Source organism: Rhodococcus sp. NPDC056516 (assembly GCF_042794655.1).
Taxonomy (GTDB): Bacteria; Actinomycetota; Actinomycetes; order Mycobacteriales; family Mycobacteriaceae; genus Rhodococcus_F.
In genome coordinates this window covers 255,855-270,294 of the sequence record NZ_JBHTTG010000008.1, presented here as the reverse complement: position 1 = coordinate 270,294, position 14,440 = coordinate 255,855, and the positions used below count along the sequence as shown (strand labels likewise).

Genomic DNA, 14,440 nt, shown 5'->3' with positions numbered 1-14,440 from the left:
GCAAAGATCGTTGTATGGCAACAGCTGCTCAATGGATCGAAGGCGCGAGGCCGCGCACACTCCCGAACGCGATTGCGCCCGTGCTGGTCGGCACCGGAGCCGCGGCGTCCCTGGACCTCGCAGTGTGGTGGAAGGCGCTCCTGGCACTGGTCGTCTCCTTGGCCTTGATCGTCGGGGTGAATTTCGCGAACGACTATTCCGACGGAATCCGCGGAACGGACGACGACCGCGTCGGGCCACTGCGCTTGGTCGGATCGAAGTTGGTCAGTCCCGGAGCCGTGAAGGCCGCAGCGATCAGCTGCTTCGCCGTTGCCGCGGTGGCCGGGTTCGTTCTGGCGGCGACCACAGCGTGGTGGCTGGTCGCGGTCGGCGTGTTCTGCATCATCGGTGCCTGGTTCTACACCGGCGGCAAGAAGCCGTACGGATACAGCGGGTTCGGCGAGATCGCCGTGTTCATCTTCTTCGGGCTGATCGCAGTGCTGGGAACTCAGTTCGTGCAGGCCGAGCGGGTCGATCTGGCCGGGCTGGCCGGAGCGATCGCCATCGGCTCGTTCTCGAGCGCAGTGCTCGTTGCCAACAATCTTCGCGACATCCCGACCGACACCGAGTCCGGAAAGATCACTCTCGCAGTACGGCTCGGCGACGCGAAGACCCGCACGCTGCACGTGATCCTGCTGGCCGTTCCGTTCGTCGCGACCCTGCTGCTGATCCTGCGCACTCCGTGGGCATTGCTCGGATTGCTCGCGTTGCCACTGGCAATCCGAGCCAACGCCCCGCTGCGTTCAGGCGGGCAGGGAATGGCCCTGATCCCCGCGCTGCGCGACACCGGACTTGCCATGCTCGTCTGGGGTGCCGCGACCGCAGTTGCGCTCAGTCTCGCCTGAACGTCGACGCACTCAACGGTTGTCGGGCACGAACGCGCTGAGCAGGAAGTTCACGATCGAGATGATCAGCGCGCCCCAGACTGCCGTCCAGAAGCCGTCGACCGTCAAGCCGTAGGACGTTCCGGACGAGATCCACGCCGTCAGCATCAGCATCAGGGCGTTGATCACGAGAGTGAACAGTCCGAGCGTCAGGATGAGCAGCGGTAGCGAGAGAAGCTGTACTACCGGCTTGATGAAGGCGTTGACCACCGTGAAGATCAGGGCGATCACCGCGATCACGAGAACCGTGCCCCAGGTGCCGTTGTCGTGGTTGGCGATCGTGATGCCGGTGACCCACGCCGACGCCAGCCAGATGGCTATGCCGTTGATGATGAGACGTGCCAGAAATGTCATGTCTGAATGCTGGCACATCCCTCCCGTGCATGCGGAACCGTGCCGAATCTAGGCCGCGCGATTCATCTTCGCTTCCAACCGCTCACGGATCACCGACATCGTGACCTGCGTTTCGAGAGCCTCACGGGTGGGTCCGTCGGCGACACGCAGGATGCCGAGCAGGATGTGTTCGGCGCCGATGCGATTGTCCTTGTGCGCGAGCGCTTCACGGAGCGAGAGTTCCAACACCTTCTTGGAGTCCTTCTCGAATCGTGAACGAGGGAACCCGAATCGGCTCTTGCGGGAAGTGTCGACGCCGTCCGGCACAGGAGTCTCGTCCAGCACACCTTCGCCGAAGGACTGCTCGAGACTCTCCCGAACCGCATCGAGATCGATGCCGATCGACTTGAGTATCTCGGCGTCGTCGTCGAGCTTGTTCGAGCTACCTTCGTTCGACCCGGCGCCGGCGTGGCGGATCACGTCGAGCGTGACACCAGACTCGGCGAGCACCTCGGTGGCGATGCCCCGATCAGAGGTGAGCAACGCGGTCAACAGTTCCATCGGAGTGACAGGACCGGAGCCGGCGACAGCATCGACGACGACTCCCCTCGCCTGCGCGGAGAACCTTTCGAACATGGCACTTACCTGCCCTTCTCGCGCAGTGAACGCAGCATCGATTCCGATTGCGCGGACGCATATTTCTTGTGGACGGCTTGACGGCTGACCTCGAGGGTTTCCGCGATTGCCTGCCAGGACCATCCGTGACGACGCGCATTGGCGACCTGAATGGCCTCGAGTTTTTCGAGTAGACGTCGCAGCGCTCGAACGGCACGCAATCCCTCGGCGGGATCCGGACTGCCGGCGGCAGCGGCAAGAGAGGTTGCTTCGGTCATATTGTCAATTTAGATTGACAATCGAAATCTGTCAACCAAAATTGACACCGCCATGTCAGTACCCGGCGACTGCGCCGTCCACTGCCAACTGCAGGTCAGCCTGCACGGTTCGGGCGATATCCATCGGCTTGTCCGGAAGTTCGGTCACGGGCATCCCGACGAAGACGCTCGCAGCCTTCACGTCGCCGGCAACCGGGCCGTAGTTGATGCCGATCGACACCAGGGCCGGCGAGCATCCCAACTTCTCGGCTCGGGCGACGATGTGGCCGATACCGCTGTTGACATGCTGCAGCCGCGTCGGATCCTCGGTATTGCACGTCCCCTCCGGGAAAATCGCCAGACAATCCCCATTGCCCAGACGCTCGGCCGCGACGTCCATCATCACGCGGCCGGCATCCGAAACAGCGCGAAGGCCGTAGTTCTTGCTGCGAAAAACCGGAATGCTGCCCATCATGTCGACCTTCTTGCGCTGCGAAGGATCAACGAAGAGTTCGTCTTTGGCGAGGACCCTGGTCCGTCCGATCACGCGACGCAACGGAGTACGCCACGCGGTCGCGGCGAGTGTGAATTGGTCGCTCTCCGTCAGATGATTGACTGCCACGACCAATTGCGTCTTGCGTTCGAGCAGAGTCTTCAGCGCAGCTTCCGCACCCGGCGCGTACTTCACCCGCGGGCGGTACTTCACCGCCAGCGCGGCATAAGCGAGCTTCGCCACAAACCGGTTCTGCTGATGGCTGCGGTAGTACTCGTACACAGCTTCGTAATTGTCGAGTGAAACTTCAGGATTGCCCATGATCCGCCCTCGCTGGAGAAGTGTCCCTTGGACAAACGATACACAACCTACGGTTGCGTAGGTTTGTGTTTCACATGGCGTAGCGCTGGGAGAAACGCACTTCTCGAGGTAAAACGGTTTCTGTGATTCGCTCGGCCATATCCACCGACCTACCCGCACTGCAACAGATCGAGATCGCCGCGGGCGAACCGTTCCGAGACATCGGGATGGACGCCATCGCAGACGATCCACCGCCGACGCTCGACGAGTTGAACGATTTTCTCGCCGCCGAACACATCTGGGTTCAGACCGACGCAAACGACGTGCCCGTTGCGTATGCACTGGTCGAGATCGTGGACGGCGGCGCACATATCGAGCAGGTTTCCGTTCACCCCGATCATGCCCGCAAAGGCCTCGGAGCCCAACTGATCGACGTTGTCACCGAATGGGCGGCGGACCATCACCACGATCTCGTGACTCTGACGACCTTCGTCGACGTTCCGTGGAACGCGCCGTACTACGAGCGACTCGGATTCGTGCGCCTGGCGGAGAACACACTCTCCCCCGGCCTGATCCGCATCAGAATGATCGAGCAGTCATCCGGCCTGGACGCGTGGCCTCGCGTGACAATGAGCCGCCCCGCCCGCGGTCATGTGTCAGCAGTGCAGAAGCGCGCGGCGCAGGAGTATGCGGTTCAGGAGTTGGCGGTCCACGCACCCGAACGAACGAACTCGTCCAGCACTGCTGTCGGGCCGAGCAGGTCTATCCCTTCCGAGGCCACCCATTCGTCGTTGTAGTAGGTGCCCGAGTAGCGCTCTCCGCCGTCGCACAGAAGCGTGACGACGCTGCCGCTGCGTCCGGCGGCCATCATCTCCGCAAGCAACGCAAAAGCTCCCCACAGGTTCGTACCCGTCGAGCCACCCACTTTGCGCCCCAGGGCGGCGCTGGCGTGCCGTGCCGCCGCAATCGAGCCCGCGTCCGGCACCTTGATCATGCGGTCGACCACTTGACCGACAAACGACGGTTCGACGCGCGGACGGCCGATGCCCTCGATCCGGGAGCCCCGAGTACCGACGATCGACGGATCGCTCGCTCGCCACGCGTCGAAGAACACGGAGTGCTCCGGGTCTACGACGCACAGTCCGGTGTCGAATTTCCGGTAGCGAAGGAAGCGGCCGATCGTGGCGCCGGTTCCGCCCGTTCCGGCTCCGACGACCACCCAGTCGGGAATCGGATGATCCTCGTGCTCGAGCTGAGTGAAGATGGATTCGGCGATGTTGTTGTTTCCGCGCCAGTCCGTCGCACGCTCGGCGTGGGTGAACTGGTCCATGTAGTGACCGTTCAACTCACTCGCGAGCCGATGCGATTCCGAGTAGATCGAGGACGGATCGCTCACGAAATGACAACGTCCACCCTGCGCCTCGATCAACGCGATCTTGGCGGGACTCGTGCTCGCTGGCATCACCGCGACAAAATCCAGACCGAGCAACTTCGCGAAATACGCCTCGCTCACAGCCGTCGAACCGGACGACGCTTCGATGACGGTGGTCTCTTCGGTAACCCAGCCGTTGCAGATCGCGTAGAGGAAAAGCGACCGCGCGAGTCGATGTTTGAGACTTCCCGTGATGTGTGTCGACTCGTCCTTCAGATAGAGCTGGACGGTCCAGTTACTCGGCAGCGGATACCGCAGCAGGTGAGTGTCCGCGCTGCGTTGCGCATCAGCTTCGATCAACCGCACCGCGTTGTCGACCCACTGCCGAGACGTCCGGCGGTCGACGTCGAGCGACTCCGTGGTCACCGGCCGTCTCCACGCAGCTTGGAACGAAGATCGTCACGATCGGACCGCCGCTGGGCGTCGACGGCCGCAATGCCCGCGTTGACACGCTTGCGCAGTTTCGCGAAGAGCAGCAGCGACAGCGGCAAGGCGATCAGCACTGCGAACAGTGCGGCGACAATCAGCGGAACGTCGGTGCCGGCGAGCTTTCCGCCGCCGATGATGAGGGCACCGATCACGACGACAAGCAGCAACCGGGCGACCGAGTACAGCACCACGTCGCGGGCCAGTTGACCCTTGGTCACCGGCCCGGCAGCCGACTTTGCTTGCCCAGAGTTTGCGGAAGGTTTACTGGCCTTGACCGGCTCAGAAGGAACATTTTCGGGGTTTTCAGACAACTGACTCACCCTCTCAGGTTACCCATTCCGAATACCGGTAGCACCGAGCCCGCTATATCCATTTTGTCCTTTACTTAAACATTACTTTGTCTTGAAAGATCGACTACCCGGCTATATCTGTGCAAACATTGCGCTACCACTCAGAAAACGGTCGAATGTAAGCGAAGGACTTCGAAACAAACTCGACGCAGGTTTTCGGCAACTGCTCGACACGCCGGTTCGGTATCACTGTTCAGAGTCACTGTTCGTCAACGTTCGACATCAACATGGAGGACCTCACAATGAGCGCACCAACCTTCAATACCGCCGCAGACGCACTCATGACGCCCGGACAGGTAGCGGCATTGTTTCATGTCGATCCCAAGACCGTGACCCGCTGGGCACACGCAGGACGACTCGGCTCGCTTCGCACACCAGGGGGACATCGTCGATTCCGTGAGACCGAGGTCATGCAGCTTCTGCGATCGCTGACCACGGAAGCGGACCACAACTGAGCATCCACAGCCCGCAAAGAGAAACACGTACTACCCGACAGATACAGCACTGACGCACTGAGCCTAAACACTTGTCCGCAGCACTTCTGGTGATGCGGGCCGGAGACTGAGTAGGCTCGACCTCAGTTCCCTGAGGAGGTGCGCCGTGTTGTATCTGTTGGCGTTGGTGGGTTTGGTGACATTGATCGTTCTGATGTGGAAGGCATTCGGGCCCGATCCGTCGACGCGCGCCCCGGTGAGCGGCGTGCGCGGACCGGACGACGATCCCGAATTCCTGTGGAATGTGAACCAGCAAACACGACGCAAGCGCACGGAAGGGCCGGACGTACCGCCGACTGACACGTCGACGTAGCGTCCGGGCTTACCCGGCTATCCGATTACCGCCCTGAGAAGCCGTACGGGGAGGCCGGAAAGTCCTGCGCAACCACAGCAGCCAACTCCAGCACCGCTTCCCGAGTACCCGGACGCAACCGGTCCAGATCGATTTCGGCGCCCTCTTCCAAATGCGGGTCGAACGGAATCAACCTCACCGCTCGGCAGCGCTGCTCGAAGTGCTCGACGACGCGCGGTAGATCAACCTTGCCCGAGCGAGGCCGCACCGCGTTGATGACGGCCACGGACGTGGCGACCAGCCTGCTGTAACCGTGAGCGTCGAGCCAATCAAGTGTTGCGGAGGCGCTACGTGCACCGTCGACGGATCCGGAACTGACGACGATCAACGAATCTGCGCCCTCGAGAATGGCCTGCATCGCCGAGTGCATCAAGCCGGTGCCGCAGTCGGTCAGAACTATGCTGTAGAACTTTTCGAGCATGTCGACCGTGCGCGTGTAGTCCACGCCGCTGAATGCCTCCGAGACTGCTGGATCACTGTCGGACGCAAGCACTTCGAGCCGGTGCTGGTTTTGCGATGTATAGCCTCTGACGTCGCTGTACTTCTCGATACTGTTCTCGTCACGCAGCAGGTTACGCACAGTTGCCGGCGTCTCGAGCGGGATCTTCTGACTCAGGGTTCCCCGGTCCGGGTTTGCATCGACTGCGACGACGCGATCGCCGCGAATCGATGCGAACATCGATCCCAGCGTCGCAGTGGTCGTGGTTTTTCCGACGCCACCTTTGAGACTGAGCACCGCAACCTTGTAGCAGCCCTGCAGCGGCTGGTTGATCTGGCGCGTCAACTCGACGACATGCTGATCCTTCGCGCCGTTCCCGAGGTTCACCGATCGGCCGGACATCGTGTACAGCGCTTTGCGCCAGCCACCGGCCGGGGCTGGCCGGACCGGCTTGACGAGAAGCGCTGCCGAGAGGTCTTGCGCCGTCATCGGAAGAGCCGGCTCAGGACGATTGCCGGGAGCGGGGTTGAATCCGACCTTCTGCATCGGAGGGTGAACCGGTGCCGCCGTCGGCGGAGCAACCGGCATCGCCTGCCCGTTCTGCAGGGTGTGACCGTTCTGCAGGGTGTGACCATTCTGCAGCGCTTGACCGTTCTGCACCGGCGCAGCGCCGGGGTGACCGAACTGCCGAATCACGGGATTGGGCTGATGCATGCCGGGCGAAGAAGGTGCCTGCGGTTGCTGGAGAGGTCTCGCGGTCGGGCTGGGATGGTTCTGAACGGGCTGCGAGTTCTGTGCGGATTGCGGAGCGGCGACTCGTGAATCCGGAACCGACCCTGCACGATTCGCGGGTTCGTAGGTCTGCATCGGCATCGCGGGCGAGGTCGAGAACTGGCCGTTGATGGGGCCTGGCTGTGCTTCCGGGTATTGGATGACCGGAGTTTTAGGGCCTGGCGCAGGCGCCGGCGGAGCTGCCGGCGTCGTCAGCGGCGGGTGGGCGGCGGGTGCACTGGGCGGGTGGGCGGGGGATGCACTGGGCGGGTGGGCGGGGGATGCACTGGGCGGGTGGGTGGGGGATGCACTGGGCGCCTGGCCGCCTACTTGCTGGAGCGGACCGGAGTCGACCGGGGCCACGAAGAGACTGCGAACATCGCTGGGAACCGAGTCGGATGACGGATCCGGCGCGGACGCGCGCGGCTCGCGCCGCGTCGGCTCGGCAGGACGCACCGGCTCCCACAATCCTGCTCCGGCGTCTTCAATCTTGTCGGCCATCTCGCCGTTCCCCCTCGTCGATCCCCACAGCTACCAGGCAGCTAGTTATTCACCGAGCTGCATCGTAGCTGGTGCCGCCCCTGACCTACCTACCGGTAATACCTACAGACCGGTCGGCAGCCACCCACGGTACCTCGAGAGGATCAGTTGAGTCCCGCGTAGGAGTGCAAGCCGGAGACGACCATGTTGATGATGAAGAGATTGAACAGCATCGCAACGAAACCGGCGATGTTGATCCAAGCAGCCTTCGTCTCCCGCCACCCGGACGTTGCCCTCGCATGCAGGTAGGCCGCGTAGATCACCCAGGCGATGAAGGACATCGTCTCCTTCGGATCCCAACCCCAGAAGCGTCCCCACGCAGCTTCCGCCCAGATGGCACCGAGGATTACGCCTGCGCCGAACAGCGGAAACGCGATGATCGTGCTCTTGTATGCCAAGCGGTCGAGAGTCTGGGCGTCCGGCAGTCGCTCTGCGATCCGGCCGCCGATGCTCGTGCCCTCGTCACCGGGCGGGAACTTCAGTCGCAGCAGGAACAGGAGGCTTGCGATACCGCCGATCATGAAGATGCCGGAGCCGACGCTGACGATCGTCACGTGAATCGGAAGCCAGTACGAGCGCAGCGCCGGAACCACGGGGGCCGCGTCGGCGTAGAGAACCGTGCCGGCGAGGAACATCAGAATCAGAACGGGAACCAGCAGGAAGACCCACATCGGACGGTAAGCCGGCTTGATCAAGAGGACGTGCCCGACCAGCAACGACGCCGCACACGCCATCGCCACGAATTCGTACATGTTGCCGAGCGGGAATCGTTCCGTCGCAAATCCGCGGAGCACGATCGACGCGATGATCAGAACCGTTCCGACGACCAGGACAGCTCGGCCCATTCCGCCGAATCGCTCCGAGAGCGACTTGGTCGGAGTCTCCGCGACCCTGCCAGGCACGGAAGCGTCGACTCCACCGGCCGAGACCAGTTCCTTGTCCTGAACCGCCTTGGCTCTGGCCGACGCGTACTGCACGATGAGCAGCACAAACGCCAGAACGAGCACGGTGAAGGCGGACTTGAAGGCCCAGTCGCTGTACTGCGCGAGTGTCTCGTTGGTTGTCATCGGGCGGTCTCCTGCGCGTGCGGTTCGGTCACCGCGGTGGTCGGATTGCTTTTCAGCAAGCGGTCGGCGAGGCGGTCGAACTCGTCGCCCCAGCCTGCGTGGTCGGTGCGGGCAAGCCCACCAAGTTCTACTACAGTACGTCGTTCGTCATCTGGATAGATACGCGCCCAGACGCGGCGACGCTTGATCACGAGCGAGACGAGCAGACCCGCCATCATCGTCAACGCCGAAACCAACACCCATACCTGAGCGGGATCATGGGAGACCTGAAGGTTCACGAAGTCGACGGCACCGTCGAATCGCACCTGGGTTCCGTCGGCAAGCGTCGCGCTCTCCCCCGGGAAAAGGTTGACCCGGTCCTGCTTGAGCAGTCGACCCTGATTGATCAGTTCGGTGTTGAGTTCGAACAGCGATTGCGGGTTACCGGTATCGAGTCCGGTGTCGCCCTTGTAGATGTCGATCGCGACGGCCGGATCGTTCATCGCCGGGTAACTCGACGACAGAAGGTTGCCGTGGAACAGCGCGGTGGGCGCGAACAATCCTTCGATGGCAATCTGATTCTTCCGACGCTCGTCCGCATCCGGATACATACCGCCCGGCGGGTCGAAACGCATCGCGCCACTGCTCAGGAACGTCGTGGCGTCGTCCGGACGCCACTGAAGCGTCTCGGTGCGGGTCTCGCCGTTCGGGAACGTGACGGTGAAGGTCGGCGCGTATCCGTGTCCCTGCAGGTACACACGATCGCCGGCGATCCGCAGCGGGTGGTTCACCTGGATGGTCGTGTCCCGCCAGGTATCGGACTCGAGGTCGTCGCCTGCCTGGTACGAGATGTCCGAGGTGAACATCTCGGCCTGACCGGTCTCGAGGTAGTCGGCCTGGAAGTTCTTCACACGGACACACAGCGGAGTCATGCCGGTGCCGTCGAGGCTCAGGCCCGCGACGAACGAGTCGAACACCGCCGGTGACGTAGTGCAGAACCCGGGGCCGTCGTTGGCGATGACGATGCGATTGCCTTCGTAGCCGAACAACTTGCCCGCGGCGATCGCGATCAGCAGTCCGACCAGCGACAGGTGGAACACGAGGTTGCCGAATTCGCGGAGATATCCCTTCTCCGCCGAGATGGTGATCTCGCCTTCGCGTCGTGATTTCGTATCGCCGCGACGCGTTTCGACGCGCCAACCACGCAGTTCTTTCGACACACGGGCGGCAAGTTCGTCGGGAGTCTCGCCGTCCACGACGCTCGTGGTGTGGTGCGGCAGACGAGCGAGGTTACGCGGCGCATTAACGGGACGGGTGCGCAGTGCCTTTGCGTGCTCCACACAACGCGGCAGGATGCAGCCGACCAGCGAGATGAAGAGCAATGCGTAGATCGCGGTGAACCAGAAGCTGCTGAACACGTCGAACAGTTCGAGGCGGTCCATCCACGGGCCGAGAGTCGGACGCGCGGCGATGTAGTCGGCGACCTTGCCCTCGTTGAGTGTTCGCTGTGGCAGCAGGGCACCGGGGATCGCAGCGAGTGCGAGGAGGAACAGCAGAACCAGCGCGGTCCGCATCGAGGTGAGCCCGCGCCAGGTGTTGCGCCCGAGTGCAACGACTCGACCGATCACCGACTGCTTCGGCAGCACGGGTGTCGGGTTGTCGTTATTGTCGTCAGCTGTCATATCGGCAGCGTCACCTCCGAGATAAATGCGTCGCGAACCCAGCCGACGAACTGGTCCCACGCGCCTGTGACGAGGGCGATTCCCACTGCCACCAACATGATTCCGCCGAAAATTTGAATGGTGCGTGCATTACGACGCAACCAGCCGACGCCGGTCAGCGCACGTGCCGACCCCAGCGCCAGAAAGATGAACGGCAGCCCGAGTCCGATGCAGTACGCGACGATCAACGTGACACCGCGCGCGGCGGTCATCCCGTCGGTTCCCGCGGCTACGGACATCACGCCTGCCAATGTCGGTCCGAGGCATGGCGTCCACCCCAGCGCGAACACTCCCCCGAGTAGCGGCGCCCCCACCAGCGACGACACACGACGCGGTTCGAAGCGGACGTCTTTCTGCAGCGCCGGGATCAGTCCGATGAACACCAGGCCCATCGCGATCGTGACCACACCGCCCACGCGCATCAGGACCTCGCGGTTGACGAGCAGAGTCGAGATAACGCCGAACACCGACGCGGTGGCGAGAACGAAGACGACGGTGAAGCCGGCGACGAACAGTCCGGCCGCACCGGCGACCCTCAGGCGACTGCTCCGGGTGATCGTCCGGGTCCTCGCCTCGTCGGCGGTGATCGCGGGTGCGTCGGCGCCGACGACGCCGGCGAGGTAGGAAAGGTAGCCGGGAACGAGCGGCACGACGCACGGTGAAGCGAACGACACCAGACCGGCGAGGACGCAGGCACCGAGGGCCAGCAGCAGCGGACCGGACGACGCCGCGTTCTGAAATGCTTCGCCCACACCGGCACTCAGTGTTTCGCTGCCGGCCAGCAGCGTGGTGGTCGTGGTTGTCATGTCTACTGCGCGTCTTCCTGAGCTACCCGCTGGACGACGGGCAGCAAATCCTCGGCGAGAAGTTCTTGGAGAAATACCGCGGCGACGCGATGCTGGCGATCAAGGACGATCGTCGTCGGAATGACCGACGTGGGGTAGCCCTTGCCGAGGGCGATCAGCGAGCGCATCGACGGGTCGTAGATCGACGGGTACGAGACCTTGTTGTCGACCACGAAGTCCTGCGCCTTGTTCTTGGTGTCGTCGCGGACGTTGATACCGAGGAACTGCACGCCGGAATCCTTGGTCTGCTCGTAGACCTGTTCCAGATCGTCGGCTTCGGCCCGGCACGGTCCACACCACTGACCCCAGACGTTGAGGACGACGACCTTGCCCTCGAAGTCGTCGACGCCGACCTTCTGGCCTTCGTTCATCAGGTCGGGCCCGGAGAGGTTGCCGATGGTGCCTCGGTCGGACGGCGGATCGTAGAAGATCTTGGTTTGTCCGCCCGGTGAGACGAAGTCGAAAGTTCCGCCCTGTGCGACGGCGTCGTCGCCGGTCGCGCAGGACGAGAGAAGGAGCATCGCGGATGCAGCGGCTGCCAGTGCTGCGGCGATGCGGCGCGAAATCATGCGCCTGTCACTCTCGGGTCGGAGGCGCCGGCGGGTTCGGAGTAGACGATGTCGACCAGTGTGTCGCCCTCGTAGACCAGTGACGTCAACGAGGCCAGACCGCACTGACGGTGACGGGGGTCGTGCCAGAGACGCTCACCCTGCAGGAATCGACGCAGAGTCCAGACCGGAAGCTGATGGCTGACGACGACGGCTTCGTGTCCGACTGCCGCGACGCGTGCGGCGTTGACGGCTGCCAGCATGCGATGTGCGATCTGCAAGTAGGGCTCGCCCCAGGACGGGGTGAACGGGTCACGCAGTTTCCACCAGTGACGCGGACGCGAGAGCGCACCGTCCCCGACAGCTACCTTGAGGCCCTCGAATTCGTTGCCCGCCTCGATGAGGTTCTCGTCGGTGACGATGTCGAGCTTGTGCGCCTCGGCGATCGGAGTCGCGGTTTCCTGTGCGCGCTGAAGCGGCGACGCGACCACGTGGGTGATGTCGTGATCGGAAAGCACGGATGCGACCGCACGAGCCTGGGCCTCGCCCGCCACCGACAACCGGAAGCCCGGGAGCCGTCCGTAGAGGATCCCGCGCGGGTTGTGAACTTCACCGTGGCGAAGGACGTGGACGATGGTGCGGGTGGACGTGTGGTCGGGGTGATCGGCGTCGGTCACAGTCGAGGGTCCTCGCTGAAGGTGATGGATGGCTGAAGGTGATGGATGTCGGAAGCGTGCGGGTGTTCTGGAACTGGAACGGATCAGGGCTTGACGGCAGCAGCCGCGGCCTTGGCTGCGTGAGGCATGGCGTCGGCGATGATCGAGAATGCTCGATCGTCGAGTGCTGCGGAGACGAACCACGCTTCGAACGCGCTCGGCGGCGGGTACACGCCGCGGGAGAGCAGCGCATGGAAGAAGGCGGGGAATCGCCAGGTCTGCGCGGCTTTGGCTTCGTCGTAGTTGGTCACCGTGTTCTCCGTGAAGAACACGCTCACCAAGGTGCCTGCGTACTGCACACGGTGTTCGACGCCTTCGGCGGTGAGGGCTTGGGTCATGAGGTCGCCGAGGGCGGTCGCGTTCCGGCCGAGCTTGGCGTACACCTCGGCGTCGGCGGCGCGCAGGCTCGCGAGTCCGGCGGCAACGGCTACGGGGTTACCCGAGAGGGTGCCTGCCTGGTAGACGGGACCGTCGGGTGCGAGGTGGCCCATGATGTCGGCGCGGCCGCCGAAGGCTGCGGCGGGCAGGCCGCCGCTCATGACCTTGCCGAAGGTGTAGAGGTCGCCTGCGACGTTGTCGATGCCGTACCAACCCGAGGCGCTGACGCGGAATCCGGTCATCACCTCGTCCATGATCAGGAGTGCGCCGTGCACACGGGTGAGACGACGCAGGCCCTCGTTGAAGCCGGGGAGCGGCGCGACGGCGCCCATGTTTCCAGCGGCAGCTTCGGTGATGACGCACGCGATGGCGCCGGGGTTGGCGGCGAACGCCGCGGCCACTGCGTCGAGATCGTTGTAGCGGACGACGATGGTGTCTTCGGCTTGCGCACCGGTCACACCGGGCGAGGTCGGCAGTCCGAACGTCGCGAGGCCTGATCCGGCGTCGGCGAGAAGGGCGTCGACGTGGCCGTGATAGCAACCGGAGAACTTGATGATCTTGGTGCGTCCGGTGAATCCGCGGGCGAGGCGGACTGCGCTCATCGTGGCTTCGGTTCCGGAGTTGACCAGGCGAACCTTTTCCACGGGCGCGACGCGGGCGACGATTTCCTCGGCGAGGGCAACTTCGCCTTCCGTCGGCGCACCGAAGGAGAGACCGCCGAGCGCGGCTTCGCGAACGGCTTCGACGACTGCCGGGTGAGCGTGCCCGAGAATCATCGGACCCCAGGACGACACCAGGTCGACGTAGTTGTTCCCGTCGACGTCGGTGAGGGTGTAACCGGACGCCTCGCGGATGAATCGCGGTGTTCCGCCGACCGAACCGAACGCACGGACGGGCGAGTTGACGCCACCCGGAATCACGTTGCCGGCACGTTCGAAGAGCCGAGCGGAGTTCGTTGCATGCACGTCGGGATCACCGGAAGACACAGTCACGGCTTCCAGTGTCCCAGTTCTGTCGAATCTGACAACGACAGGGTGTAGGACTTCGGTGCTCGAGGCGAGTTTTCCGGTCGAACCGGACCTCACGTGAGACGATTTCGGGCATGAAGCGACTGTTGACGACGCTGATGGTCTCGGCTGCGATTCTTCTCACATCATGTGGTTCGGACGCTTCCGATGACGACAAGGCGACAATTTCGTCGCAATCGAGCGCCACCGATTCGGCTCGAACCACCGCGGCGGCGAGCACTGATCCCGCGTTTCTCGGCGGGTGTTCGGCCGTGTCCGTCTACGTTCAGCAGCGTGTTCAGAGCGGCGACACGTCGACTCGGGCGGCGGGAGCCGACTTCCTGAAGATCGTCGAGAGCGACCCTTCGTACCAGGCTATGTCCGAGAGCGAGAAGGAACTCTTCCGTCAGGGAATCGAAGCGGGCGCCGCAGGCTCCTGCTGAATGCGACG

At 63.4% G+C, this 14,440-nt stretch carries 18 protein-coding genes; 5 read left to right on the top strand and 13 right to left on the bottom strand.

Annotation, left to right across the window (positions count from 1 at the left end; genetic code table 11):
- Positions 1 to 14 precede the first annotated feature (14 nt).
- On the top strand, positions 15 to 884 hold the full coding sequence (locus ACFQ6Y_RS24690) for a 1,4-dihydroxy-2-naphthoate polyprenyltransferase (RefSeq protein ID WP_230812123.1): 870 nt from the start codon (positions 15 to 17) through the stop codon (positions 882 to 884).
- A 12-nt stretch (positions 885 to 896) separates the two neighbouring features.
- Here the strand turns inward: ACFQ6Y_RS24690 and ACFQ6Y_RS24685 are convergent, their stop codons facing one another.
- Genes ACFQ6Y_RS24685 through ACFQ6Y_RS24670 form a run of 4 tightly spaced genes read right to left on the bottom strand, consistent with a single transcriptional unit; the run spans position 897 to position 2,942 of the window.
- Entirely contained in the window at positions 897 to 1,277 is a 381-nt protein-coding gene (locus ACFQ6Y_RS24685; protein WP_003941998.1) for a phage holin family protein, read from the bottom strand.
- A gap of 48 nt (positions 1,278 to 1,325) precedes the next feature.
- Complete coding sequence (locus tag ACFQ6Y_RS24680; protein ID WP_378638215.1) at positions 1,326 to 1,892, bottom strand: Clp protease N-terminal domain-containing protein; 567 nt, start codon at positions 1,890 to 1,892, stop codon at positions 1,326 to 1,328.
- Positions 1,893 to 1,897: 5 nt separating this feature from the next.
- Entirely contained in the window at positions 1,898 to 2,149 is a 252-nt protein-coding gene (locus ACFQ6Y_RS24675) for an HTH domain-containing protein (RefSeq protein ID WP_230812121.1), read from the bottom strand.
- A gap of 55 nt (positions 2,150 to 2,204) precedes the next feature.
- Positions 2,205 to 2,942 (bottom strand): lysophospholipid acyltransferase family protein, encoded by a 738-nt coding sequence (locus tag ACFQ6Y_RS24670; protein WP_378548621.1) that lies wholly within the window; start codon positions 2,940 to 2,942, stop codon positions 2,205 to 2,207.
- Positions 2,943 to 3,064: 122 nt separating this feature from the next.
- Between ACFQ6Y_RS24670 and ACFQ6Y_RS24665 the strand changes: the two genes are divergently transcribed.
- Complete coding sequence (locus ACFQ6Y_RS24665) at positions 3,065 to 3,718, top strand: GNAT family N-acetyltransferase (protein ID WP_378537592.1); 654 nt, start codon at positions 3,065 to 3,067, stop codon at positions 3,716 to 3,718.
- Here the strand turns inward: ACFQ6Y_RS24665 and ACFQ6Y_RS24660 are convergent.
- Together ACFQ6Y_RS24660 and ACFQ6Y_RS24655 are read right to left on the bottom strand one after the other, a co-directional pair.
- Complete coding sequence (locus ACFQ6Y_RS24660; RefSeq protein WP_378638205.1) at positions 3,616 to 4,719, bottom strand: PLP-dependent cysteine synthase family protein; 1,104 nt, start codon at positions 4,717 to 4,719, stop codon at positions 3,616 to 3,618. The genes ACFQ6Y_RS24665 and ACFQ6Y_RS24660 overlap by 103 nt on opposite strands.
- A complete protein-coding gene (locus ACFQ6Y_RS24655) occupies positions 4,716 to 5,102 on the bottom strand; it encodes a DUF4229 domain-containing protein (RefSeq protein ID WP_050656729.1) in 387 nt (128 codons plus the stop codon). The genes ACFQ6Y_RS24660 and ACFQ6Y_RS24655 overlap by 4 nt, the downstream gene beginning before the upstream one ends.
- Positions 5,103 to 5,374: 272 nt before the next feature.
- Between ACFQ6Y_RS24655 and ACFQ6Y_RS24650 the strand changes: the two genes are divergently transcribed.
- Together ACFQ6Y_RS24650 and ACFQ6Y_RS24645 are read left to right on the top strand one after the other, a co-directional pair.
- The gene (locus ACFQ6Y_RS24650) at positions 5,375 to 5,587 is read left to right on the top strand and encodes a BldC family transcriptional regulator (RefSeq protein WP_230812117.1); all 213 of its coding nucleotides are present in this window, start codon (positions 5,375 to 5,377) and stop codon (positions 5,585 to 5,587) included.
- A gap of 145 nt (positions 5,588 to 5,732) precedes the next feature.
- Complete coding sequence (locus ACFQ6Y_RS24645) at positions 5,733 to 5,939, top strand: hypothetical protein (RefSeq protein ID WP_060939066.1); 207 nt, start codon at positions 5,733 to 5,735, stop codon at positions 5,937 to 5,939.
- Positions 5,940 to 5,964: 25 nt separating this feature from the next.
- Here the strand turns inward: ACFQ6Y_RS24645 and ACFQ6Y_RS24640 are convergent, their stop codons facing one another.
- The 7 genes from ACFQ6Y_RS24640 to hemL form a co-directional block, all read right to left on the bottom strand.
- Complete coding sequence (locus ACFQ6Y_RS24640) at positions 5,965 to 7,284, bottom strand: AAA family ATPase (RefSeq protein ID WP_378638600.1); 1,320 nt, start codon at positions 7,282 to 7,284, stop codon at positions 5,965 to 5,967.
- 548 nt (positions 7,285 to 7,832) lie between these two features.
- Complete coding sequence (gene ccsB, locus ACFQ6Y_RS24635) at positions 7,833 to 8,795, bottom strand: c-type cytochrome biogenesis protein CcsB (RefSeq protein WP_019744351.1); 963 nt, start codon at positions 8,793 to 8,795, stop codon at positions 7,833 to 7,835.
- The gene (locus ACFQ6Y_RS24630) at positions 8,792 to 10,456 is read right to left on the bottom strand and encodes a cytochrome c biogenesis protein ResB (protein WP_378548614.1); all 1,665 of its coding nucleotides are present in this window, start codon (positions 10,454 to 10,456) and stop codon (positions 8,792 to 8,794) included. Before ACFQ6Y_RS24630 ends, ccsB begins: the two co-directional genes overlap by 4 nt.
- On the bottom strand, positions 10,453 to 11,301 hold the full coding sequence (locus ACFQ6Y_RS24625; RefSeq protein ID WP_283304941.1) for a cytochrome c biogenesis CcdA family protein: 849 nt from the start codon (positions 11,299 to 11,301) through the stop codon (positions 10,453 to 10,455). The genes ACFQ6Y_RS24630 and ACFQ6Y_RS24625 overlap by 4 nt, the downstream gene beginning before the upstream one ends.
- Before the next feature lie 2 nt (positions 11,302 to 11,303).
- Positions 11,304 to 11,909 carry a TlpA disulfide reductase family protein gene (locus ACFQ6Y_RS24620; protein WP_378447150.1) on the bottom strand — a complete coding sequence of 202 codons (606 nt, stop codon included), beginning with the start codon at positions 11,907 to 11,909 and terminating at the stop codon, positions 11,304 to 11,306.
- Positions 11,906 to 12,565, bottom strand: coding sequence for a histidine phosphatase family protein (locus ACFQ6Y_RS24615; protein WP_378447149.1), 660 nt, complete (start codon positions 12,563 to 12,565; stop codon positions 11,906 to 11,908). Before ACFQ6Y_RS24615 ends, ACFQ6Y_RS24620 begins: the two co-directional genes overlap by 4 nt.
- An 83-nt stretch (positions 12,566 to 12,648) precedes the next feature.
- The gene (gene hemL, locus ACFQ6Y_RS24610) at positions 12,649 to 13,974 is read right to left on the bottom strand and encodes a glutamate-1-semialdehyde 2,1-aminomutase (RefSeq protein WP_378638201.1); all 1,326 of its coding nucleotides are present in this window, start codon (positions 13,972 to 13,974) and stop codon (positions 12,649 to 12,651) included.
- A gap of 110 nt (positions 13,975 to 14,084) precedes the next feature.
- Between hemL and ACFQ6Y_RS24605 the strand changes: the two genes are divergently transcribed.
- Positions 14,085 to 14,432, top strand: coding sequence for a hypothetical protein (locus ACFQ6Y_RS24605; protein ID WP_378638198.1), 348 nt, complete (start codon positions 14,085 to 14,087; stop codon positions 14,430 to 14,432).
- The last annotated feature ends 8 nt before the right edge of the window (positions 14,433 to 14,440 follow it).

What these genes read in the sequence shown, in the direction of transcription:
- ACFQ6Y_RS24690 (WP_230812123.1), top strand. Translation starts at nt 15, where the DNA reads ATGGCAACAGCTGCTCAATGGATCGAAGGCGCGAGGCCGCGCACACTC.
- ACFQ6Y_RS24685 (WP_003941998.1), bottom strand. Translation starts at nt 1,277, where the DNA reads ATGACATTTCTGGCACGTCTCATCATCAACGGCATAGCCATCTGGCTG.
- ACFQ6Y_RS24680 (WP_378638215.1), bottom strand. Translation starts at nt 1,892, where the DNA reads ATGTTCGAAAGGTTCTCCGCGCAGGCGAGGGGAGTCGTCGTCGATGCT.
- ACFQ6Y_RS24675 (WP_230812121.1), bottom strand. Translation starts at nt 2,149, where the DNA reads ATGACCGAAGCAACCTCTCTTGCCGCTGCCGCCGGCAGTCCGGATCCC.
- ACFQ6Y_RS24670 (WP_378548621.1), bottom strand. Translation starts at nt 2,942, where the DNA reads ATGGGCAATCCTGAAGTTTCACTCGACAATTACGAAGCTGTGTACGAG.
- ACFQ6Y_RS24650 (WP_230812117.1), top strand. Translation starts at nt 5,375, where the DNA reads ATGAGCGCACCAACCTTCAATACCGCCGCAGACGCACTCATGACGCCC.
- ACFQ6Y_RS24640 (WP_378638600.1), bottom strand. Translation starts at nt 7,284, where the DNA reads ATGCAGACCTACGAACCCGCGAATCGTGCAGGGTCGGTTCCGGATTCA.
- ccsB (WP_019744351.1), bottom strand. Translation starts at nt 8,795, where the DNA reads ATGACAACCAACGAGACACTCGCGCAGTACAGCGACTGGGCCTTCAAG.
- ACFQ6Y_RS24630 (WP_378548614.1), bottom strand. Translation starts at nt 10,456, where the DNA reads ATGACAGCTGACGACAATAACGACAACCCGACACCCGTGCTGCCGAAG.
- ACFQ6Y_RS24625 (WP_283304941.1), bottom strand. Translation starts at nt 11,301, where the DNA reads ATGACAACCACGACCACCACGCTGCTGGCCGGCAGCGAAACACTGAGT.
- ACFQ6Y_RS24620 (WP_378447150.1), bottom strand. Translation starts at nt 11,909, where the DNA reads ATGATTTCGCGCCGCATCGCCGCAGCACTGGCAGCCGCTGCATCCGCG.
- ACFQ6Y_RS24605 (WP_378638198.1), top strand. Translation starts at nt 14,085, where the DNA reads ATGAAGCGACTGTTGACGACGCTGATGGTCTCGGCTGCGATTCTTCTC.